Source organism: Aquamicrobium defluvii (assembly GCF_004363725.1).
In the GTDB taxonomy this organism is placed as follows: Bacteria; Pseudomonadota; Alphaproteobacteria; order Rhizobiales; family Rhizobiaceae; genus Mesorhizobium; species Mesorhizobium defluvii.
In genome coordinates this window covers 27,039-50,168 of record NZ_SNZF01000005.1, presented here as the reverse complement: position 1 = coordinate 50,168, position 23,130 = coordinate 27,039, and the positions used below count along the sequence as shown (strand labels likewise).

The window sequence follows — 23,130 nt, the reverse complement described above, 5'->3', positions numbered from 1 at the left end:
TGACCATGGCTGAAGACATGACCGTGGCCATCAAGGCGGACGTCGCGCCGTTCCAGACGGCGCTGGCCAGTCTGGAAAAACTGTCCGACGGCTTCGGCGCCAATCTGGCCGGAGCCATGAAGCAGGCCGTGGTGGGCGGCAAGGAACTTGACGACGTACTGCGCAAGCTGGCCCTGAACCTTGCGGGCATGGCGCTCTCGCAGGGGCTGAAGCCGCTGCAATCGCTGGCCGGGTCCCTGTTTTCGGGCCTGCTGGGTGGGTTGGGGGGAGCGCTTCCTTTCGCCAAGGGCGGCGTGGTGCCCTTCGCGTCTGGCGGCGTGGTGTCGTCGCCGACCTATTTCCCGATGGGCGGGCAGATCGGCCTTATGGGGGAGGCGGGCAGCGAGGCGATCCTGCCGCTGCGGCGCGGAGCAGACGGCAGCCTCGGCGTTGCCGCCAGCGGGGCAAGCGCGCCGGTCAATGTCGTCTTCAATGTGAGCGCGCAGGACGCAGCATCGTTCCGCAAATCCGAAGCGCAGATCACCGGCATGCTGGCGCGTGCGGTATCGCGCGGAACACGAACCTTATGAGGTGATGCGTGTCCGAACTTGCGAGTTTTCATGATGTGCTGTTTCCGCTCGCGGTCTCCTTCGGGGCGACGGGCGGCCCGGAGCGGCGCAACGAAATCGTGGCGCTGACTTCCGGTCGCGAAAAACGCAACACTCGCTTTGCCCACTCGCGCCGCCATTACGATGCCGGTACGGGGCTGCGCTCGCTGGAAGACCTGCACGAGGTGCTGGCCTTCTTCGAGGCGCGGCGCGGTTCGCTGCATGGATTCCGCTTCCGCGATCCCTTCGACATGAAATCCTGTGCGCCGGGTGCGTCTCCCACGGCTCTCGACCAGGCGCTTGGGACAGGTGACGGTACGGCGCGCCGTTTCGCGCTGGCCAAGACTTATGGGGCAGGGCCGGACGCCTATCGGCGGCCGGTTGAGAAACCGGTGGCGGGCACATTGCGGATCGCAGTCGCCGGGGTGGAGAGAGCGGCAGCGGATTTCAGCTTCGACGAGGCCACTGGCGAAGTGGTGTTCGCTTCGGGCAGCGCGCCGGGGAACGGGCAGGCGGTGACGGCGGGCTATGAGTTCGACGTGCCGGTGCGTTTCGACACGGACCGCCTGTCGGTAAGTCTGCGGGCCTTCAAGGCCGGGCAAATTCCTTCCATTCCCCTGATCGAGGTGCAGCCATGACCGCTTACTCACCCGAATTGCGCGATCATTTCGGGCAGGACGTGACCAGCGTTTGCCATTGCTGGCGGCTGACGCGCAGGGACGGGACCGCGTTCGGCTTCACCGATCACGACCGGCGGCTGAGCGTGGACGGAATGGTGTTCGAGCCGGAAACGGGATTGAGCGCCAGCGAGGCCCGGCAGTCTCTGGGCCTTTCGGTCGATACGGTGGATGTCGAGGGTGCGTTGTCGTCAGACCGTATTCGGGACGGGGATATAGAAGCGGGTCTCTATGACGGGGCGGTGGTCGAGACATTTTTGGTCAACTGGCGCAAGCCCGCGAACTTTACGCGGATCAGAAAGGCAACGGTCGGCAGAATCACACGCTCGGATGGCCGCTTTCTGGCTGAGCTGGAAAGTCTCCTGCATCAGCTGGACAAGCCAAACGGACGCTATGTAACGCGCAAATGCGATGCGGAACTCGGCGATGCGCGTTGCGGCGTCGATCTCGGCCAGCCCGCGTTCAAAGGCGTTGGCCTCGTCGAAGCTATCGAGGGACCGGACGTGGTTCGCGTTTCGGGAATCGGAGGCATAGATACGGGCTGGTTCTCATTCGGAACGCTGACCTGGACAGGCGGGTTGCGGCAGGGGCGATCGGAGAGGGTTCTGGATCATCGCAGCGACGGTGCATTTTCTGTACTGACGCTGCAAGCCGGCTCCGGACCGCAGATCGGACCGGGAGACGGTTTCACCGTCCTGGCCGGATGCGACCATTCCTTCGCGACCTGCAAGGCGAAATTCGCAAATGCGCTGAATTTCCGTGGCTTTCCGCATCTGCCGGGCAATGACGTGGCCTATGCCTACGTTACCGACGGCGGCGTCTTCGATGGCGGACCGGTGGTTCCATGACCGATGTGAACGATGTTGCGGCGGAAACGCTGTCATGGGTCGGCACGCCCTACCTGCATCAGGCGAGCGCGAAAGGTGTCGGGTGCGACTGCCTTGGGCTGGTGCGGGGCGTGTGGCGCGCCCTCTATCGGTGGGACCTTCCGGCACCTCGGGATTACGCTGCCGACTGGAGTTGTGGCGATGCAGGGGAAGCGTTGCTTGCCGGAGCGTACCGTCATTTCGAGCCCTGCGGGGCGAATGCCTGTCTGCGCGGACGGTTGCTCATCTTCCGCTGGAGGCCGCATCTGCCGGCGCGACACGCTGGCATCGCGGTCACGCAGGATCACTTCGTGCATGCATATGACGGCGGTGGCGGAGTGGTCCGTTCGTTCCTTGTTCCGCAATGGCGCCGGCGTATCGCCGGCGTTTTCGCTTTTCCCGACAACTGACCACGCCGGAGCGTTTCATGGCGACCATTCTGCTGCAGGCAGCCGGAGCCTATCTTGGCGGCTTCCTCGGAACATTCGGCGGTGCGATCGGGACCGCCGTCGGCGCGGTGGCGGGCTATGCGATCGACCGCGCGCTGATCAACGGCACGCAGCGCATGGAAGGGCCGAGACTGGCGAATGCCAGACCGTTCAGCGCAGAGGAAGGCGCGTCCATACCGCGTCTGTACGGCACGGCGCGGCTGGGCGGTACACTGATATGGGCGACGCGTTTCGAGGAGCGTCGCTCTACCCGGCGGCAGGGCAAGACGGGGCCGAAGGTTACAGAATACTCCTACTTCGCCAACGCGGCCTTCCTGCTGTGCGAGGGCGAGATTGCGGGCATCAGGCGCATCTGGGCGGATGGCCGGGAGATCGATCGCGAGACGCTGGAACTGCGTGTCCATCCCGGCAGCGAGGACCAGCAGCCGGACCCTCTGATCGAGGCAAGGCAACGATCCGGCAATGCTCCCGCCTACAGGGGCGCGGCCTATGTGGTCATCGAGCGGATGGATCTGGGTCCTTTCGGCAACCGTATCCCGCAACTGCAATTCGAGGTGATCCGGCCGGTCGGCAGGGTGCATCGGGGTGTGAGGGCGGTCGCGCTGATCCCCGGCGCAACGGAATACGGGCTTTCCACCACACCCGTGACAAGCCGCAAACGGCCCGGCGACCAGACCTATGTGAACCGCAGCGTGGTGTTCGGCGCTACAGATATTCAGGCTTCGCTGGATGAATTGCAGCAGACCTGCCCCAATCTGAAACATGTTGCTCTGGTGGTGGCCTGGTTCGGCAACGATCTGAGGGCCGGCCATTGCCGGATCAGGCCCATGACGACCACCGGTCTGGATGGCGGCTTTTCGGCTGAGTGGCGGGTGTCGGGACTTTCGCGGCAGACCGCCCCGGTCGTTTCGAAGCATGACGGCGGGCCAGCATATGGCGGAACGCCCTCCGACCGGAGCGTCATGGAGGCTATTGCGGAAATAAAGGCGCGGGGCCTCAAGGTTACGCTCAATCCCTTCATCATGATGGACGTTCCTGCCGGCAACGGGCTTCCGGATCCGTATGGCGGAGCGGGCCAGGCCGCTTATCCGTGGCGCGGCCGCATCACGTGTCATCCTGCCCCGTTGCAACCTGAAACGGCCGACTGCTCGATCCAGTCGAGAATGCAGGTGGCGGCATTCTGCGGTTCCGCGCAGAAGAACCAGTTTTCCTATTCCGGAAATACGATTTCCTTCAGTGGCGGGGCAGACTGGGGCTACAGGCGCTTCATCCTCCACTATGCGCATCTTGCGGCAAGGGCAGGCGGGGTCGATGCATTCCTGCTGGGCAGTGAATTGCGCGGCCTCACGACATTGCGTGATGAGCTTGACGCCTTCCCCTTCGTGGAACAGCTTGGCGCGCTCGCAGCCGACATACGCACGCTGGTCGGTTCGTCGACGCGGATCAGCTACGGGGCGGACTGGAGCGAATATTTCGGCCACCACCCGATGGACGGTTCGGGCGACGTCTTCTTCCATCTTGACGCGTTGTGGGCCCATCCGGCCATCGATGCTGTAGGAATAGATAACTACATGCCGCTGGCGGACTGGCGGGATGCCGATTATGCAGGCGGCAACCCCGACGGCTTTGATGGTCCTTACGACTTGCAGGGACTGCGCGCCGGCATCACAGGCGGCGAAGGCTTCGACTGGTATTACCCCGATACGGACGCAAGAGAGGCGCGTGCGCGAGAGCCGATCGCCGACGGCGCGCATGGCAAGCCATGGGTGTTTCGCTACAAGGACATCCTGTCCTGGTGGTCCAGTCCGCATTACGACCGCGTGGGCGGGGTCGAAAAGCCGCTGCCGACTGCCTGGACGCCCAAAAGCAAGCCGATCTGGTTTACGGAACTCGGCTGTCCCGCTGTCGACAAGGGGCCAAACCAGCCCAATGCGTTCCCGGATCCGAAGTCTGCTGAAAGCTCCACGCCCTGGTTCTCGAACAAGGGACGCTCCGATCTGGCGCAGAGCCGGTTTCTGGAGGCTCACATGTCTCACTGGGACCCGTCGTTCGGGGACTTTGACGAAACGGGAAATCCGACATCGCCCGTCTATGGCGGGCGGATGGTCGACCATGAGAGAAGCTATCTTTGGGCTTGGGACGCGCGTCCGTTCCCCGCTTTTCCGCAACGGACTGACCTTTGGTCGGATGGCGAGCACTGGAGCCGGGGTCATTGGCTGAACGGGCGATTGAGCAATCCCGACGTTGCCGCCCTGGTAGCCGCGATCCTGCACGACCACGGCTATCATGACGCGATTGTCGGCGAGGTCGACGGTTGCGTGAACGGCTATGTCATCGCCGACCCGACGACAGCGCGTGCGGCGCTTGAACCGCTGGCCGACCTGTTCGATCTGAGTGCACATGAAGCCGGCGGAAAGCTGACCATCGAGCGGGCAGGTGCCGGGAGAAGCCCGGCACTTTCAATCGATGAGCTTGTCGTCGACGATCGCATGGCGACGCTAGAGGCGGTTCGCAATCCCGACCACGAATTGCCCGCCGAAGCATTGCTCAGTTTTGTCGATCCTGCGAACGACTATCAGGCGGCTACAGTCAGGCGTTCGCGAAGCGGTGTACCCGGCAGCAGGCAGCAGACGATCTATTTTCCCGGTGTATTGGAGGCGGGACAGGCGGGAGCGTTGCTGGATGATTGGCTCAAGCGCGTCTGGTACCAGCGCGAAACCGTGTCTTTTGCGGTTCCACAGCCGAATGCCGATGTCGTACCGGGCGCGGTCGTGCGATTGCCATCGTCCGGTTCCGCATCGGACTATCTCGTAACCGGCATTGAGGATGGCATTGTCCGCAGGGTGGAAGCGCGCCAGATTTTCGCCACCGTGCCTTCCCCCTGGCGGGAAGCGGTGTTGCCTGTTGCACAGCAGGTATCCATTGTCGCGGGCCAGCCCCACGTGCTGTTTCTCGATCTGCCCGCGGGGGTTGGTGGAACTGGTGGAACGGAACAGTTTCGCGTCGCCGTCTGGCAAAAGCCCTGGCGCAGCCAGACAGTATTCGCCTCGCCCGAAGGTGAAGGCTTCGCCTACCGGCAACTTGTCCCAAGGTCCGCTTCACTCGGACGCCTGCTTGAACCCCTGCCACCAGGACTTGAAGGCCGGCTCGTGCACGGCAACTCTGTCATGGTCGAATTGTTCGACGCCGATGTGCAAAGCGCAAGTCTGCTTCAGGTGCTCAATGGAGCCAACCTGGCAGCTGTCAGGTCGGCTTCCGGTATCTGGGAGGTCCTGCAATTCAGGCAGGCGGAGCAGGTAGCTTCTCAAACCTGGCGCCTGTCCTCGCTGCTTCGGGGCCAGTTGGGAACCGGCGACGCCATGGCAATCGGCGCGCCGGCCGAATCCGATTTCGTGATTCTCGATGAGGCAGTGGTTCCGGCTGGCCTTCAGGCAGGTGAAACCGGCCTTGAGCTCAACTGGCAGGTCGGCCCCACTGCGATGGATATCTCCGATCTCCACTTCATCACGGAGCGGCATGTCGGTGGATTGCGATCCCAGCTTCCGCTTTCCCCCGTGCATCTGAAAGCGAGGCGCGCGGGAGGCGGTGTACTGCTGTCATGGATTCGCCGTGGCCGCCTGGATGCGGACAGCTGGGAGGTCCCCGATATTCCGTTGGGTGAGGAGCGTGAGGAATACCGGATCGAGATTGCCGATCTGACCGGAAATCTGGTGCGTACCGAAACGGTAGCCGAACAAGGCTGGCTGTATCCGCAGGCTCTCATCGCCTCGGACTTCGGAACGCTGCCTGCAACCATCGAGCTGACGGTGCGCCAGCTGGGCGGGCCGACCGGTTGGGGGCTGCCCCGCACATCGCGGCTGACCCTCATTTGAATCAGATACATGAAAGGAACACGCAATGACGGCAACCAAACCCTGGTATTTTTCCAGAACCATCTGGGCTTCGATCATAACGGTCGCAACCGGGGCGGCCGGCGTGACGGGCCTTCCTATCGATGCGGCTGACGGTGCGCTGATCACCGATACGCTGTTGCAGAGTGTCAGTGCCATATCTGGCCTGATTGCCATTCTTGGCAGGTTGTCTGCAAAGGACAGGATAGGCTAGGATTGCCGGGTGATGCCTCCGGCGAGGCTTGGTTCTTGTGTGCAAATGCCTGTTGGGGGGATATGCGCGATGCATTCAGCATTCATTTCACGTTCAGCCATGGCAGGTTAGAACGGCGAACATGGAAAAGCTTCGAAACACCATCCGGTCGACAATGCTGGCGCTTTGCGCCTGTGCGCTGCTTGCGCCGCCCGCCGCCGCTGCCGATTGCTACTCGATCGGGCAACAGGTTGCCGCGCAGAACGGTGGAACGCTTGCCAAGGCCTCCGAAGCCAACAGGGGGGGGCAGGCGGTTTGCGTCATCGTCGTTCTGGTTCCCGGCAGGGATGGCGAGCGGCCGCGCCGAACCGAGATCGTGGTGCCGAAGGGCTGATTCGCGTCTCGTTTCAATGGCATCGGAATCGCTCTATATCTGACAGTAACCGGGCCGACTGGCCGCTACACCGGCAGGATCGTTTTCATGCGTGTGCTCGTCGTCGAGGATGACAAGGATCTCAACAGGCAGATTTCCGATGCCCTGGTCGATGCCGGATATGTGGTCGACAAGGCCTATGACGGCGAGGAAGGCCATTTCCTTGGCGATACCGAACCTTACGACGCCGTGGTTCTGGACATCGGCCTGCCGCAGATGGACGGCATCAGCGTGGTCGAACGCTGGCGGCGCGACGGACGCAAGATGCCCGTGCTTATGCTGACCGCCCGCGATCGCTGGAGCGACAAGGTGGCCGGCATAGATGCCGGCGCCGATGACTATGTCGCCAAACCGTTCCACATCGAGGAGGTTCTGGCACGGCTGCGCGCGCTCATCCGTCGCGCGGCGGGGCACGCCTCGTCGGAACTCGTTTGCGGCCCGCTTCGCCTCGATACGAAATCTTCCAAGGCGGATGTCGAGGGGGTGCCGCTCAAGCTTACGTCGCTTGAGTTCCGGCTTCTTGCCTATCTCATGCATCACATGGGCGAGGTCGTCTCGCGCACCGAACTTGTGGAGCATCTCTACGATCAGGATTTCGACCGCGATTCCAACACGATCGAGGTGTTCGTGGGACGTCTGCGCAAGAAGCTCGGGATCGACCTGATCGAAACCGTGCGCGGCATGGGTTATCGCATTCGTGAGCCGGAGGCTTGAACTCGCAGAAGCTTTCCGCACTTCCTGCATCCCGACCCGCCAGAAAGCCTGGCAGGATCGGCAGGGTGCGGCTATGGCCCCGGTCGCTGACATTTCGCGTCATCGCCTTCTCGACCATGTGGGCCATATTGGCGCAGGTCGTCGTCTTCACCCTGATCACCACCCTTTACAGGCAGGCGAGCGAACGCGGCTTCGACAGCCTGCTTTCGGCACATCTGTTCAACCTCATCGGCTCGGTCGGCGTTTCCGAGGACGGCAGGCTTACGGGTGCGCCCGATCTCGGCGATCTGCGCTTTTCCGAACCGCGATCCGGCTGGTACTGGTCGGTGGAGCCTGCCTCTGCGGGGGTGACGGGGGGATTGCGCTCTTCCTCCATGACAGGAGCGATTCCGTCACCGAGCATCACCGCCGTGCCCTTCAACACCGAATTCCAGCGCAGCTACGTTGCCGACGGCCTTGCCGGGGAACATCTTGCGGTCTTCGAAAGCGAATTCGTGCTCGATACCGGAAACCAGATCGCCCGCTTCCGCGTGATGGGTAACGAGAGCGAGCTGGAAGAGGAAATCGCGGCATTCCAGCGTAGCCTGCTCATTTATCTCTCGCTGTTCGGCTTCGGCATGATCGCCATCAACGCCATCGCCATTCTGTACGGACTCCAGCCGTTGCGGCGTGTGCGAGACGCGCTCGCCATGGTGCGCGAAGGAACGGCGCAGCGGCTGGACGGACGTTTTCCCGCCGAAATCGAGCCGCTTGCGAACGAAACCAACGCGCTCATTGAAAACAACCGCCGCATTGTCGAGCGCTCGCGCACGCAGGTTGGAAATCTTGCCCATTCGCTCAAGACGCCGCTTGCCGTCCTGCTCAATGAAGGACGCGCTCTGGGCGGAGCGAAGGGAAAGCTGATCGCCGAGCAGGCGGCTTCCATGCAGCAGCAGGTCGAACACTATCTTCAGCGCGCGCGCGTGGCGGCACAGCGCGACAGCGTGGTTTATCGCACGCCCGTCAAACCGCTGGTCGAGCGGCTGGCGAGGGTGATCGGCAAACTGAATCCGAACACAAAACTGTCGGTTGATCTGCCTGAGGATGACATCGTATTCGCCGGCGAGCGCGAGGACCTTGAGGAAATGCTCGGCAACCTGCTCGAGAACGCGATGAAATGGGCTCGCAGCAAAGTATCCATATCTGTAGCGCCTGTACCTGGAGCCGAGGGGGAGCCGGACAGCTTCGAGATATGGATCGAGGACGATGGCCCCGGTATTCCCGAGGACAAGGCACGCGATGCCTTGAAACGCGGACGACGGCTGGACGAAAGCAAGCCGGGGACGGGCCTTGGGCTGGCAATAGTCACCGATCTGGTCAATGAATATGGGGGAAAGCTGCGTCTGGAGCGAGGCGGGCTTGGCGGCCTGAAAGCGATTGTCCAGTTGCGGAGGATCGAATGACAGGCGCGGGGGCAAACGACCTGAATTTGGCCAAACTGAACATGTTAGCGGCGGCTATATGCGAAAATTTCGGCAAGACGGCTTTTTGTGTGGGCGCCGGATTTCATTGTGGGTTCGATGCTCTGGCGTGCAGGTGATGAAATGAACGTTCGTCTGGTTCTGGTGGCTGGGTCTCTGATGCTGGCGGGCTGCGGCACGACCGGTATGGGCAGGGGCGCGACGGGCGGCGGTGGGCAATCGGGCCCGGTGTCTTCAACGGTTATATCCGCCATGGGCGGGGGCCTCGTCAGCGGCTCCATCGGTTCCGGCCTCTCCGGCAGCGAACGACGCAGCGGGCTGGAAGCTGAATACAAGGCGCTGGAATACACACCGAGCGGGCAGCCGGTGGTTTGGCGTGGCAGCCAATCCGGTCGATACGGCGAAGTTGTCGCAGCGCAGCCTTATCGCGTCGGCTCTCAGGACTGCCGTCAGTATACGCATACCGTCTACGCCGGAGGCGCCGGCGTGAGCGCCCGTGGAACGGCCTGCCGGAATGCGGATGGGAGCTGGACTCCGCTCACCTGACGCGCATTTTGCGTCCCTTTCCTCAACGCTTCTTCACGAAGAATCGTCAAAGGGTCGCAGGTCCGCCATGTTGGCAGCGCATGGCCCCGAGGCTATTTAGACAGCATGTTGTTCTGGGTGATTGCCGCTGTCTTGACATTGGGCGCGAGTCTGGCGGTTCTGCTGCCTCTCGCGGCGCGACCCAAATCCGAATCTTCGGATACGGCGCACGATCTTGAGGTCTATCGCGATCAGCTGTCCGAGCTCGATCGCGATCTCGACCGCGGACTGATCCAGCCCTCCGAAGCCGAGCAGGCCCGCGCCGAGATCGGGAGGCGGATTCTGCGCCTTTCCGCTGCGCGCCAGGAGCAGGCGGGCGGCGAACGGTCCTTCGGCCTGCGTCTCATCCCGGTGATCGCGGTCCTTGCCGTGCCGCTCGTCAGCTGGGCTGTGTATGCCCGCCTCGGCTCTCCCGACATTCCATCGCAACCGCTCAGCGAACGGCTTGCCAGGAACCCGGCGGACAGCACAGTCGACGAACTAGTCGCCCGCGCCGAATCGCATCTTGCCGCCAACCCGTCCGACGGCAGGGGCTGGGAAGTTCTGGCGCCTATCTATATGCGCATGCAGCGTTTTTCGGATTCGGCGCGAGCCTATGACAATGCCATCAGGCTGCTTGGCTCGAATGCGGACCGGCAGTCCGGCCTCGGCGAGGCGCTGGTCAATGCCGCGGGCGGTCGAATCGCAGGGGATGCACGAGCGGCTTTTCTGGCGGCTCTGGAACATGATCCCTCCGATGCAAGGTCGCAATTCTTCCTCGCCATGGCATCCGCCCAGGACGGGCGAATGGAAGATGCGGTTGCAAGCTGGAAGCGCATGCGCGACTCTCTCCCGGAAGGTTCGCCATGGCGCGGCGCGGCCGGGCAGGCGCTGGCGCAGGCCGGGCTGGAGATGGCTGAACGCGGCCCCGGACCCGGACAGGAAGAGGTCGAGGCGGCCACTGCGATGTCGGAGCAGGATCGCGCCGAAATGATCGCCGGCATGGTCGAGCGGCTGGACGAGCGCCTTCGCGAAAATCCGCAAGACGGTGAGGGCTGGAAGCAGCTCATCCGCTCGCATCTGGTTCTGGGCGATGCAAACAAGGCCCGCGATGTGCTTGCCCGGGCAGTCGAGGCTCTCGGGGCGGACACCGAGCAGGCCAAGGCAGTCATCGCTTTCGCTGCATCGAATGGCCTCAAAATGACGGAACAGGTTCAATGACCCGCAAGCAGAAACGGCTAGCTGTCATTTTCGGAGGATTGGCCTTTCTGGGAGCAGCGACAGGGTTGACCTTCGTCGCGCTGGGCCAGAAGGCGTCCTACTTCTACATGCCCGGAGATCTTGTCTCTGCCGATGTGCAACCCGGCCAGCGCATCCGTCTCGGCGGTATCGTGGAAAAGGGCTCCATTCTTCGCGGGCAGGACGCGACCGTCACTTTCGCGGTGACAGATACGGCCGAAACCGTGAAGGTTACCTACAAAGGCATCCTGCCGGATCTGTTTCGCGAGGAGCAGGGCGTTATCACCGAAGGCTCTTTCGGCCCGGACGGCGGCTTTGTCGCAGACAGCGTACTGGCCAAACACGACGAGAACTACATGCCCCGGGAGGTTGCGGACAGCCTGAAGGAAAAGGGTCTCTGGCAACACAATGAATAGGCATCGCCATGGTTGAGATCGGTCACTTCGCTCTCGTTCTGGCCCTGGCCCTGGGGCTGGTGCAGATGACGGTTCCGCTGATCGGCGCGCGTCTTCGCGACGAGCGCATGATGGCTGTGGCCGGACCTGTCACACTGGCCGGTTTCGTCTTCACGGCATTGTCCTTTGCCATATTGACCATGGCCTACGCCCGCTCGGACTTTTCGCTTCAGAATGTGTGGGAGAATTCCCACTCTCTGAAACCGATGCTCTACAAGATCACCGGCGTATGGGGAAACCACGAAGGCTCCATGCTTTTATGGGTTTTCATCCTGACGTTCTTCGGGGCGCTTGTGGCCATCTTCGGCAGAAATCTGCCGACAACGCTGAGGGCGACCGTTCTGGCCGTGCAAGGTTCGGTCGGTGTGGCCTTCTTCCTCTTCATCCTGATCACCTCGAATCCGTTCACGCGCCTTTCTCCCGCGCCGGTCGAGGGCAGGGACCTCAACCCGATCCTTCAGGATATCGGACTCGCCATCCACCCGCCGCTGCTTTACCTCGGCTATGTCGGCTTTTCGGTTTCTTTTGCCTTTTCCGTCGCCGCGCTGATCGAGGGCCGCATCGATGCGGCATGGGCGCGCTGGGTGCGGCCATGGACGCTGGTTGCGTGGGTGTTCCTGACTGGCGGCATCGCCATGGGATCGTACTGGGCCTATTATGAACTGGGCTGGGGCGGCTTCTGGTTCTGGGATCCGGTGGAAAACGCCTCCTTCATGCCCTGGCTGGCGGGCACCGCGTTGCTGCATTCGGCCATTGTCATGGAAAAGCGGTCGGCGCTGAAAATATGGACGCTGCTTCTGGCGATCCTCACCTTCTCGCTGTCGCTGCTCGGCACCTTCCTCGTACGCTCGGGGGTTCTCACCTCCGTTCACGCCTTCGCCGCCGACCCGTCGCGCGGCGTCTTCATCCTGTGCATTCTCATGCTGTTCATCGGCGGCTCGCTGGCGCTGTTTGCGTTGCGTGCCTCATCGTTGACGCAGGGCGGCCTGTTCCAGCCGATCTCGCGCGAAGGCGCGCTGGTGTTGAACAACCTGTTCCTGACGACCGCAACCGCGACGGTTTTTATCGGTACGCTCTATCCTCTGCTCGTCGAGGCGCTTTCCGGCGACAAGATTTCGGTCGGGCCTCCCTTCTTCAATCTCACCTTCATTCCGCTGATGGTGCCGCTGCTCGTCCTCGTGCCTTTCGGACCGCTGCTGGCATGGAAGCGCGGCGATGCGCTGGCCGCCGCCCAGCGGCTGATGTTCGCCTTCGCCGCCGCGCTTGCGGCTGTGCTGGTGACGGCCTTCCTGATCGACGGGTCGTCTGCAATCGCCGCCCTCGGGGTTGGGCTCGCCATCTGGCTGATGATCGGCGCGCTGACGGACCTTGCGGTCAAGGCGGGCCTCGGCAATGTGGAGCCATCCGTCGCCTGGCGGCGCTTCATCGGCCTGCCGCGCTCGGTTTTCGGTACGGCGCTTGCACATCTCGGTCTCGGCCTGACCGTTCTGGGTCTGGTAGGCGCAATCTGCTTCGGCACCGAAAGCGTGCTGACGATGAAGCCGGAGCAGATCACCGAACTTTCCGGCAAGCGGGTGCGTTTCGATAATGTGGTGCCCGTTCAGGGGCCGAACTACAACGACGAGCGCGCGCATTTCTCATTGCTCGGTCCTGCCGGCGAGGTCAGGCGCGAAATCTGGTCCTCGCGCCGCTTCTACCCCGTGCGCCAGATGAACACCACCGAAGCGGGCATCGCCACGCTGGGCTTCAGCCAGCTTTACATCTCCATCGGCGAGACGACGGAGAGCGGGCTTGTCGTGCGCCTGTGGTGGAAGCCGTTCGTGACACTGATCTGGGGAGGCGGTCTGGTGATGATGGCGGGCGGCACCCTTTCATTGCTCGACCGGCGGTTGAGAGTCGGTGCGCCGGCGCGCCGTTCTAGGAAGGGCGCGGTGAAACCTGCCGTGGAGGCCGCATGATTCGCCGCCTTGCCCTCGCGTTGCTGTGCATCGGTTTGTTTGCCGCGCCGGCTGCGCGTGCGGTAACGCCCGATGAAGTGCTGGACGACCCGGCGCTGGAACAGCGCGCGCGCGGCATCTCTGCCGGTCTGCGCTGCCTCGTGTGCCAGAACCAGTCCATAGACGATTCCGACGCCGATCTGGCCCGAGACCTGCGCGTGCTTGTGCGCGAGCGCATCGAAGCCGGCGACACCGACCAGCAGGTCATCGACTTCGTCGTTTCCCGCTACGGTGAGTTCGTACTGCTGAAGCCGCGTCTCAATGCGCGGACCGTGTTGCTGTGGAGCGCGCCTTTTGTGTTGCTTCTGGCCGGAGGGGCCTTCGTTTTCCTTGCATCGAGGCGCAAACGTCCGGCCGAGGTCGCGAAGCTGACGGACGAAGAGCGTGCTGCTCTCGACGAGCTGTTGAAACGCGACCAGACTTCTCAACATTAACAAAGTTTCATCAACCGGAAATGGCGCAGTAAGGTCCGGCGTCCTATCTCTGCCTGCGATGATGTTCATGAGACATTCCGTGCAAGAAGGATCGAGATCGATGACCAGCACCTCCAGAATCGTTTCCCGCCGGAGCAGGGGGCTTGCCGCTGCCGCCGCCTCGCTCGCCATTGCCGGCGCCGTCGGTTTCACGGGAATAACCGCAGGCACCGTGCCGGTGCTGGCCGAGGCCGTTCGCGTCGAAGCCCCGCAGGTTCCCAGTTTCGCCGATGTGGTGTCCAATGTGACGCCGGCAGTCGTCAGCGTTCGCGTCAAGGCCAGGGTTGACCAGACGGCGGACGGCGCCCCTGGCTTCGGCTTTCCCGACGAAGGCTTCGGCAATCTTCCCCCCGATCACCCCATGCGCCGCTTCTTCCGCGAATTCCGTGGCTTCGAAGACCGCAATGGCGGTCCGCGCGCCGAGCGCCGTGGCCCAGCCAGGCCGCGTCCCGTGGCGCAGGGGTCCGGCTTCTTCATCTCCGAGGACGGCTATGTGGTGACCAACAACCACGTTGTCGATAATGGCACGGAGTTCACCATCGTCACCAATGACGGCAAGGAACTGGACGCCAGGCTTGTCGGCAAGGACGAGCGCACCGATCTCGCGGTGCTGAAAGTCGATAGCGGCACCAAATTCACCTATGTGGATTTCGCCGATGACGCGAAGGTGCGCGTCGGTGACTGGGTGGTCGCCGTCGGCAATCCGTTCGGCCTCGGCGGTACGGTTACCGCCGGCATCGTTTCGGCACGCGGCCGCGACATCGGTGCCGGTCCCTATGACGACTTCATCCAGATCGATGCCGCCGTCAATCGCGGCAATTCCGGTGGCCCGGCATTCGACCTCAACGGTCAGGTCGTGGGCATCAATACCGCCATCTTCTCCCCCTCCGGCGGCAATGTCGGCATCGCCTTCGCCATTCCCGCTTCCACGGCCAAGCAGGTGGTCGAGGGGCTTATCCGGGATGGCTCGGTCGCTCGTGGCTGGCTCGGCGTTGAAATCCAGCCGGTGACGAAGGAAATCGCCGAATCGCTCGGCCTGAAGGCGGACAAGGGCGCCATCGTCGCCAATACGCAGGACGAGAGCCCGGCCAAAAAGGCGGGCATCGTATCCGGCGACGTGATCATGCAGGTGGATGGCAAGGACATTTCGTCTTCCCGCGATCTGGCGCGTGTCATCGCAGGCTATGCTCCGGGTACTACGGTGGATATGACCGTGTGGCGGGGTGGAAAGTCCGAGAGCGTCAAGGTCGAACTCGGCAAGCTGCCCGGCAGCAGCACGCAGGCATCTGCCGCCCCCGGCGATTCCGCGCCTTCGTCCACCGATACGCTGACCGATCTGGGATTGACCGTCACCACGGCGGATGATGGCAAGGGCCTCGTGGTCACGGGTGTCGATCCCGATAGCGATGCCGCCGATCGCGGCATCCAGACGGGCGATGTCATCACGGCCGTGAACTCCGAGGAGGTGGCCAGCGTCAAGGACGTTACCGACGCCATGGACAAGGCCGCCAAGGCCGGCCGCAAGTCGGTTCTGGTCCAGATCAGCCGTGACTCCGCGAACCGCTTCGTGGCCCTGCCTATAAATCAGGGTTGATGGAACAAGCCGGCCGCCGCTCTGTGAAGGCGGCCGGCTTCATTCTTTTACATTCAGGCGCGGTTGCCGGAATCACCTATAGTGATGCGATGAAGATTCTTGTCATTGAAGATGACCGCGAGGCTGCGGACTATCTGGAAAAAGCCTTTTCCGAGGCCGGCCACACTGCCCATGTAGCCGGCGACGGCGAAACCGGCTTCGCGCTTGCCGATGCGGGCGACTACGATGTCATGGTGGTGGACCGCATGTTGCCGCGCCGTGACGGTCTTTCGGTCATTGCCAGCCTGCGTTCGCGTGGCAATACGACGCCCGTCCTTATCCTTTCGGCTTTGGGCGAGGTTGACGACCGTGTGACCGGCCTGCGCGCCGGCGGCGACGATTATCTCACCAAACCCTATGCCTTCTCGGAGCTTCTGGCTCGCATCGAGGTGCTGAACCGGCGTGCCGGCAGCCGCGAAAGCGAGACCGTCTACCGTGTCGGCGATCTCGAGCTTGATCGTTTGTCCCATTCGGTGAAACGCGCCGGCCAGGAAATCACCTTGCAGCCGCGCGAGTTTCGCCTGCTCGAATATCTCATGCGGCACGCCGGGCAGGTGGTCACCCGCACCATGCTGCTTGAAAATGTCTGGGATTATCATTTCGATCCGCAGACCAATGTCATCGACGTGCATGTCTCGCGTCTGCGCGGCAAGATCGAGAAGGGTTTCGACAAGGCGATCCTGCACACGGTGCGCGGGGCCGGCTACATGCTCAGGCACGGCTGAGTGCCGATGGCGCTTTCCCTGCCACCGATCATGAAGACGACGGCGGCGCGGCTGTCTGCGCTCTTTATGCTCTTGTTTGCATTGTGCGCCATCCTTCTGGTCTTCTACATGACCTCGCTTTCCCTGCGCATGCTGGCGACGCAGACACAGGAAACGATCAACGATGAGGTTCTCAGCCTTGGGCGCGCCTACCAGCGTGGCGGGCTGCCCACGCTGGTGCGCGTGGTCGAGCAGCGCTCCCGCCAGCCGGGAGCCAATCTCTACCTGCTTGCAGATATCAATGGCCAGATTCTTACAGGAAATGTGGAAAGCCTCGAACCTGGCGTGCTGGAGACAGAGGGCTGGACGACGCGACCCTTCTACTATCGCCGCTATGGCGAGAGCGAGGCCGAGCGTCAGCGGAGCGAGGGCGCGCAGAACGAGACGCAGCGCACGCAACTGCGCAGGCATGACGCGCTGGCGCTGGTCCTGCGTCTTCCAAATCAGATGATCCTGCTGGTGGGGCGCGATATGGGCGAGCCGCAGCGGTTACGCGAGGTGGTCAACCGTTCGCTGATGCTGGCGCTGGGCATGATGGGGCTGGGCGGCATTGTCATCTGGTTCTTCGTCGGTCGGGCCGCGCTGAAGCGCATAGACGCCATTTCCGCGGCCAGCCGCCGCATCATGGGGGGCGATCTGTCCGGCCGCCTGCCAACGACCGGTGCTGGCGACGAGTTCGATCGTCTTTCGGAAAACCTCAACGCCATGCTGGCGCGCATCGACACGCTGAACGAGGGGCTCAAGCAGGTTTCCGACAACATTGCCCACGACCTCAAGACGCCGCTGACGCGCATCCGCAACCGCGCCGAGGCGACGCTGGCCGGAAAGCATAAAACCGCCGACTACCGTGCCGCGCTCGAAGCCACCATTGCCGAATCGGATCAGCTCATCAAAACCTTCAACGCGATTTTGATGATTTCCCGGCTGGAGGCGGGCTACTCGGCCGAGAGCATGGCCGGGGTCGATCTTGCGGAGGCCGTCCGCGACGTTGTCGAACTGTACGAACCTCTGGCAGAAGACAGCGGCGTCGTGCTGGAGGCGGAACCCTCGCAATCGGTGATCATCGACGGCAATCGCGAACTCATCGGACAGGCGCTGTCCAACATCGTCGACAACGCCATCAAATATTCGGCGGATGCGACCGGTGAGCCGCGCGTGCGTGTCCGGCTGGAGCGGGAGGGTGCGGAAATCCGCCTGTCCGTGACCGATAACGGCCACGGCATTCCCGACGAGCAGGATCGCGCCCGCGCCACCGAGCGTTTCGTGCGGCTGGAAAAGAGCCGTTCGCAACCGGGTTCGGGGCTTGGTCTCAGCCTCGCCGGCGCGGTGATGAAATTTCACGGCGGCAGGCTTGATCTTTTGCCCGCCGATCCCGGATTATCCGTGGTCATGGTGTTTCCCGACAAGGACAGGTCCTGACCCCTATGGCTTCAAGCATCGCGGCGGAACGCGCCGTAACCGGGTGGCTGCTGCGGCCCGCATTTCAACTCCGGCCGCTCGATGCGGGCCATGCGGATTCCGTGCTTGCCGACATCGCCGACAGTGCATCGGAGCGGGAGTTGCCGCGGGTGGCGAAACTGCTTGCCAAGGACAGCGATGCCCGCCGCTTCCTTGCCGCAGTCTTCGATCTGTCGCCCTTCCTGCGCGATCTGGCGCGCCGCCGTCCGCAAATGCTCGATGCGCTCTTCGACGGGACCGTCGCGGAACGGCTCGATGCGATTGGTTCCGAAATCGATGTCAGCTGGAAAGGTGACGGCGTTTCCGAAGCCGAACTGATGAAGCGGCTGCGGCTGCTCAAGACGGAAGCGCATTTCCTCATCGCTCTCGCCGATCTGGCGGGCGAGGCGGATACGCAGGCGACCGTCCGGCGCCTGAGCCTGTTGGCCGAAGCCTGCGTTCGTGCCGCCACCGCTTTCCTGCTGGCCGACCTCGCGCGGCAGGGCAAGCTCAATCTGCCGCATCCCGGAGATCCAGCCCGTGACAGCGGGTTGATCGTGCTTGGCATGGGAAAGCTCGGTGCGTACGAGCTCAATTTCTCGTCGGACATCGATCTCATTCTCTTCTTCGATCCCAGGGCCGTGTCGGGCGATCCGATGGAGGCGACGGACGTCTTTTCGCGCCTTGCCCGCCGGCTGGTACGCATCATGCAGGACCGCACCGAGCATGGTTATGTATTCCGCACCGATTTGCGCCTGCGTCCGGACCCCGGCTCGACCCCGCTGGCTATCCCCGTAGGGGCGGCCCTGAACTACTATGAGGCACGCGGCCAGAACTGGGAGCGTGCCGCCATGATCAAGGCCCGGCCGCTGGCGGGCGACATCGAGGCGGGTGATGCCTTCCTGAAGGAACTGCGTCCTTATGTCTGGCGCAAATATATGGACTATGCGGCCATTGCCGACGTCCATTCCATCAAGCGCCAGATCCATGCCCACAAGGGGCATGGCGAGATCGCGGTAAAGGGGCACAACGTCAAGCTTGGCCGGGGCGGCATCCGCGAGATCGAGTTCTTCGTCCAGACCCAGCAGCTCATCGCCGGTGGCCGCTTCCCCGAGCTTCGCGGCCGCGAGACGGTGGAAATGCTTGGCCAGCTTGCCGGAAATGGCTGGATCACGGCCGAGGCACGCGACGCGCTCATCCGCCAGTACTGGTTCCTGCGCCGTGTCGAACATGCCGTGCAGATGGTCGCCGACGAGCAGACCCACATTCTGCCGGAAGACGACGAAGGGCTGGAACGCATCGCGCATCTGCTCGGCTTCGCCGATGCGGATGCTTTTTCAAAAGCCATCCGCGAATCGCTGGTGGAGGTGGAAGGCCACTATGCGGCCCTGTTCGAGGCGGCGCCCGAGCTTTCGGCCGGCATGGGCAATCTGGTCTTCACCGGCGATGTCGATGACCCCGACACTTTGCAGACGCTGCACAATCTCGGTTTCCAGCGCCCGAGCGACATCTGCCGGGTCATCCGCGCCTGGCATTTCGGCCGCTATCGGGCGACGCGTTCGGCAGAAGCGCGCGAGCGGCTTACGGAACTGACCCCGGCGCTGCTCGAAGCCTTCGGCAAGACCCGCCGCGCCGACGAGGCGCTGATGCGCTTCGACGAATTCCTGTCGGGCCTGCCTGCTGGCGTCCAGCTCTTTTCCCTGCTGCAATCCAATACCGCATTGCTGCGCCTGATGGCGACCATCATGGGGGCGGCCCCCCGGCTGGCCGCCGTCATCACGCGCCGTCCGCACGTCTTCGACGGGCTGCTCGACCCTGCCTTGCTCAGCGAATTGCCGGATCGGGCCTATCTGGAGGCCCGGCTTTCGGCCTTCCTCGAAGGCGACCGGCCCTATGAGGAGGTTCTGGACCGGCTGCGCATCTTCGCGGCCGAGCAGAAATTCCTCATCGGCGTGCGCCTGCTGGCCGGCTCCATCGATGCGCGCAAGGCGGGCAGGGCCTTCTCGCATCTTGCCGACCTTACCATAGGTGCGGCGCTCGATGCCGTGACGGCCGGGTTCGCAATCCGGCATGGCCGCATTCCCGGCGCGCGCGTGGCCCTGCTCGGCATGGGCAAGCTGGGCAGCCAGGAATTGACCGCCGGCTCGGATGTCGACCTCATCCTGCTCTACGACCACGATCCGGACGCGGATGAATCGGACGGCGAAAAGCCTCTGGCGCCCGCCCACTACTACAGCCGCCTGACCCAGCGCCTGATCGCGGCGGTGTCGGCTCCCACGGCCGAGGGCGTGCTTTACGAACTGGACCTGCGCCTGCGCCCCTCCGGCAACAAGGGGCCGGTCGCGACCCACATGGATGCCTTTCGCAAATATCAGCGGCAGGATGCGTGGGTGTGGGAACAGATGGCGCTGACGCGCGCGCGCCCCGTCGCGGGCGACCGGGAACTTTGTACCGAAATCGCCGGCGAGATCGCCGCCATCCTCGCCCAGCCGCGCGATGCGGCCAGGGTGCGCCGCGAGGCTTCCGACATGCGCAAGCTGATCGAGGAGGAGAAGCCGCCGCGCGACCTGTGGGACATCAAGCTCGCTCCGGGCGGGCTGATCGACCTCGAGTTCATCGCGCAGGTCGCGGTCCTGACCGGCAGCTTCAACGGCAAGCCCGGCACCACCGCGACAGCCGATGTTCTGGCGGGACTTGCGCCGGATTATGCGGATGCAGGCATGCGCGAGGAGCTGGTTCGGGCTTATTCGCTCTATGCTGCCATCACCCAGATCACGCGGCTTTGCCTGACGGGATCGTTCGACAGGGACGATGTGCCGCCCGGTCTGTCCGACCTTCTTCTGGCCGTGACCGATATGCCCGATTTTTCGGTGCTGGAGGCTGCGCTGATCGATACGGAAGCCGGGGTGCGCCGCTGCTTCGGTCGCATCTTGCGTGGAAAGGCGAAATAGTCAGGCGGCGACCTTGATCGGCTGGCTCAGCGGCCTCTTCTTTATGGATGAGGGAATCCGGATCGACACGATGGTGCCGGTGCCCTCGGTCGAGCGGATCTTGAGTGCCCCCCCGTGCAATTCCGCCAGAGAACGCGAAATGGCCAGGCCGAGCCCAGAGCCGGTGTGGTTCTTGGAGAACTGGTTCTGCACCTGTTCGAAGGGCCGGCCGAGCTTCTTCAGCGCATGTTTGGGAATGCCGCAGCCATTGTCCTCGAACGACAGGATCATCGCGCCGGAAGCGTTGCGGGCGCGCACCGAGATGCGTCCGCCCTTGCCGGTGAACTTCACCGCGTTGGACAGGAGGTTGAGCACGATCTGCTTGATCGCCCTGCGGTCGGCGTAGAGCTTCAGCGTTTCGGCGATGTTGGTCTCGACCGTGATGTTCTTTTCGGCCGCCTGCAACGAAACCACACGCACTGTCTCGCGGATCAGCGGGCAGAGATCGATCTCCTCGCGCTCCATCGAGAATTGGCCGGCCTCGATCTTCGACATGTCGAGAATGTCGTTGATGACGCCGAGGAGATAGGTGCCGCTGGAATTGATATCGTTGGCATATTCCTCGTAGCGTTCGCTGCCCAGCGGCCCGAACAGCTTCTGCGACATCAGTTCGGAAAAGCCGATGATGGCGTTGAGCGGCGTGCGCAGCTCGTGCGACATGTTGGCCAGGAATTCGGATTTGGCCTGGTTGGCGGCCTCGGCGCGTTCCTTCTCCTTCATGTATTTGCGGTTGAGTTCGGCCAGCTCCTGCGCCTTCTGTTCGTCGGCGCGGCGGGCGAGGCTGAGGTCGTGGATGGTTGCCATCAGCCGCCGTTCGCTGTCGAGCAGCTTGTCCTGATGCTGCCGGATCTGGGTGATGTCGGAACCGACAGCCACCGTGCCTCCGTCACGGGTCTTGAGTTCGTTGACCTGAAGCCAGCGCCCGTCCGCCAGCTGACGCTCATAGGTGACGCCTCCACGGGGACCGTTGGCGTTGGCCAGCCGGCGCTCGGAGGCGAAAGCCTGCATGCGGTCTTCCAGAACGGCGCGCGGTGCGCCCGGCACCACGTCGTCGTCGGACAGGCCGTTGTCCTGCTGGAACTTGGAGTTGCACATCACCAGCCGGTCCGAGGCGTCCCACAGCACGAAGGACTCGGTAATGTTCTCGATCGCCGTGCGCAGCCTCAGGTCCGCCGCTTCCGAGCGCAGGGCAAGGTGGCGCTGCTCCGTCACGTCCATCGAGATGCCGATAAGCTGTATCTCGGCGGCATCGGGATCGACCACCTGCGCGCGCACGCGCATCCATACCCACAGGCCGCTGGCATGACGCATGCGGAACACCCGGTCGATCTGGTCGATCTCGCGGGCCATCACCCGGTTGGCGATCTCGAACAGATTGCCGTCGTCGGGGTGGATGATGCGGTCCACCTCGCCGAAGGAGAGCATGGCGTCGCAGGGCTCGTAGCCGAGCATGTCGTACATGGACGGAGACCAGTACATCTTGCCGCGCACCATGTCCCAGTCCCACAGGCCGCAGCGGCCGCGCACCAGCGCCATGTCGATGCGCTGCTGGCCTTCGAGATAGACGCGGTCCGCCGCCTGCGCGCGCGCCGCCTGGCTGAAATAGGCGTAGAGGATGACGATCAGGACGCTGGCCGTCAGCACGAACAGGGAGACGTTGAGCGAAACGGTCCTGCGCCACTGGGCGTAGACCGCATCCTGCGGGATCAGCGCCGCAGCGGCGCGGCCGGTCTCGCGATCGGTGGCGATTGCGGCATACCAGTCGTCCGCGCCGATCCTGACCGGGATCACGCCGGCCTTCTCGCCGAACAGGAACAGGGGCTGGCCGCCCGAGACGATCTCGTCCAGCGCCCGGCCGTACCAGCGGGTGGAGCGCGGCGTGACGGCCGAAACGACGAATTTCTCGTTGGTGAAGGCAAGCACATGGCCTCTGGAAAGGGCAGCGGTGCGGCTCACCTGCTCCAGAAGTTCCTGCGGGCTGCTGGCTGCCACGTCGGCCTCGATGAGCTGGCCGGCAGCCAGCGCCAGCGCCGATCTGGCATTGCGCTCGACATCGTCGCGCCAGTTCATGAGCGAGATGAAGTGCAGACCGGCGACGACCAGCAGGAAGATGACGATCAGAACCGGGATCAGGCGGCGCAGGAAGGGCTCGGCTGCCACCAGCTTCTGGTAGGCAGGCTGGGCGATGAGCTTCGCGTTGCCGGCAAGGCCGCTCGGGCGCCGGTCAACAGAAATCCCACCGGGCGCGCTGAACGCGTCCGCCTTCGCCATGAAATGGCACTCCCCACTATGTCCCGTTTGAAGATCCG

General features: G+C 63.4%; 19 protein-coding genes. 18 read left to right on the top strand and 1 reads right to left on the bottom strand.

The genetic code is table 11. The features are described from left to right. Positions 1–5: 5 nt before the first annotated feature. The 18 genes from DES43_RS05320 to DES43_RS05235 all read left to right on the top strand — a co-directional run bounded on the left by DES43_RS05320 (position 6) and on the right by DES43_RS05235 (position 20,782). A complete protein-coding gene (locus DES43_RS05320; RefSeq protein ID WP_133674839.1) occupies positions 6–569 on the top strand; it encodes a phage tail tape measure protein in 564 nt (187 codons plus the stop codon). A gap of 8 nt (positions 570–577) precedes the next feature. Next, positions 578–1,225, top strand: coding sequence for a DUF2460 domain-containing protein (locus tag DES43_RS05315; protein ID WP_035022990.1), 648 nt, complete (start codon positions 578–580; stop codon positions 1,223–1,225). Next, on the top strand, positions 1,222–2,112 hold the full coding sequence (locus tag DES43_RS05310; protein ID WP_035022988.1) for a DUF2163 domain-containing protein: 891 nt from the start codon (positions 1,222–1,224) through the stop codon (positions 2,110–2,112). The genes DES43_RS05315 and DES43_RS05310 overlap by 4 nt, the downstream gene beginning before the upstream one ends. Next, positions 2,109–2,540, top strand: a complete 432-nt coding sequence (locus DES43_RS05305; RefSeq protein WP_133674838.1) for a C40 family peptidase — start codon at positions 2,109–2,111, stop codon at positions 2,538–2,540. Before DES43_RS05310 ends, DES43_RS05305 begins: the two co-directional genes overlap by 4 nt. Positions 2,541–2,557: 17 nt before the next feature. After that, entirely contained in the window at positions 2,558–6,451 is a 3,894-nt protein-coding gene (locus tag DES43_RS05300) for a baseplate multidomain protein megatron (protein ID WP_035022986.1), read from the top strand. A 25-nt stretch (positions 6,452–6,476) separates the two neighbouring features. Then, positions 6,477–6,683 (top strand): hypothetical protein, encoded by a 207-nt coding sequence (locus tag DES43_RS05295; protein WP_035022983.1) that lies wholly within the window; start codon positions 6,477–6,479, stop codon positions 6,681–6,683. Between the two features lie 121 nt (positions 6,684–6,804). Next, a complete protein-coding gene (locus DES43_RS05290; RefSeq protein WP_035022981.1) occupies positions 6,805–7,056 on the top strand; it encodes a hypothetical protein in 252 nt (83 codons plus the stop codon). An 87-nt stretch (positions 7,057–7,143) separates the two neighbouring features. Beyond that, positions 7,144–7,809, top strand: a complete 666-nt coding sequence (locus DES43_RS05285; RefSeq protein ID WP_035022979.1) for a response regulator transcription factor — start codon at positions 7,144–7,146, stop codon at positions 7,807–7,809. Between the two features lie 116 nt (positions 7,810–7,925). Further along, positions 7,926–9,251, top strand: coding sequence for an ATP-binding protein (locus DES43_RS05280; protein ID WP_133674859.1), 1,326 nt, complete (start codon positions 7,926–7,928; stop codon positions 9,249–9,251). Between the two features lie 141 nt (positions 9,252–9,392). Next, the gene (locus tag DES43_RS05275) at positions 9,393–9,815 is read left to right on the top strand and encodes a hypothetical protein (protein ID WP_035023466.1); all 423 of its coding nucleotides are present in this window, start codon (positions 9,393–9,395) and stop codon (positions 9,813–9,815) included. A gap of 105 nt (positions 9,816–9,920) precedes the next feature. Beyond that, positions 9,921–11,054, top strand: a complete 1,134-nt coding sequence (gene ccmI / locus DES43_RS05270) for a c-type cytochrome biogenesis protein CcmI (protein ID WP_035022973.1) — start codon at positions 9,921–9,923, stop codon at positions 11,052–11,054. After that, positions 11,051–11,488 (top strand): cytochrome c maturation protein CcmE, encoded by a 438-nt coding sequence (gene ccmE / locus DES43_RS05265; protein WP_035022970.1) that lies wholly within the window; start codon positions 11,051–11,053, stop codon positions 11,486–11,488. The genes ccmI and ccmE overlap by 4 nt, the downstream gene beginning before the upstream one ends. Before the next feature lie 8 nt (positions 11,489–11,496). Further along, positions 11,497–13,485: a heme lyase CcmF/NrfE family subunit gene (locus DES43_RS05260; RefSeq protein ID WP_035022968.1), complete on the top strand. Its 1,989-nt coding sequence runs from the start codon at positions 11,497–11,499 to the stop codon at positions 13,483–13,485. Then, positions 13,482–13,958 carry a cytochrome c-type biogenesis protein gene (locus DES43_RS05255; protein WP_035022966.1) on the top strand — a complete coding sequence of 159 codons (477 nt, stop codon included), beginning with the start codon at positions 13,482–13,484 and terminating at the stop codon, positions 13,956–13,958. The genes DES43_RS05260 and DES43_RS05255 overlap by 4 nt, the downstream gene beginning before the upstream one ends. A gap of 100 nt (positions 13,959–14,058) precedes the next feature. Continuing rightward, positions 14,059–15,591, top strand: a complete 1,533-nt coding sequence (locus DES43_RS05250; RefSeq protein ID WP_051520355.1) for a Do family serine endopeptidase — start codon at positions 14,059–14,061, stop codon at positions 15,589–15,591. Positions 15,592–15,680: 89 nt separating this feature from the next. Next, complete coding sequence (locus DES43_RS05245) at positions 15,681–16,355, top strand: response regulator transcription factor (protein WP_035023462.1); 675 nt, start codon at positions 15,681–15,683, stop codon at positions 16,353–16,355. 6 nt (positions 16,356–16,361) lie between these two features. Then, positions 16,362–17,813, top strand: a complete 1,452-nt coding sequence (locus tag DES43_RS05240) for a sensor histidine kinase (protein WP_035022965.1) — start codon at positions 16,362–16,364, stop codon at positions 17,811–17,813. A 5-nt stretch (positions 17,814–17,818) separates the two neighbouring features. Next, entirely contained in the window at positions 17,819–20,782 is a 2,964-nt protein-coding gene (locus tag DES43_RS05235) for a bifunctional [glutamine synthetase] adenylyltransferase/[glutamine synthetase]-adenylyl-L-tyrosine phosphorylase (RefSeq protein WP_035022962.1), read from the top strand. Here the strand turns inward: DES43_RS05235 and DES43_RS05230 are convergent, their stop codons facing one another. After that, positions 20,783–23,092, bottom strand: coding sequence for a PAS domain-containing sensor histidine kinase (locus DES43_RS05230; protein ID WP_035022959.1), 2,310 nt, complete (start codon positions 23,090–23,092; stop codon positions 20,783–20,785). Between the last annotated feature and the right edge of the window lie 38 nt (positions 23,093–23,130).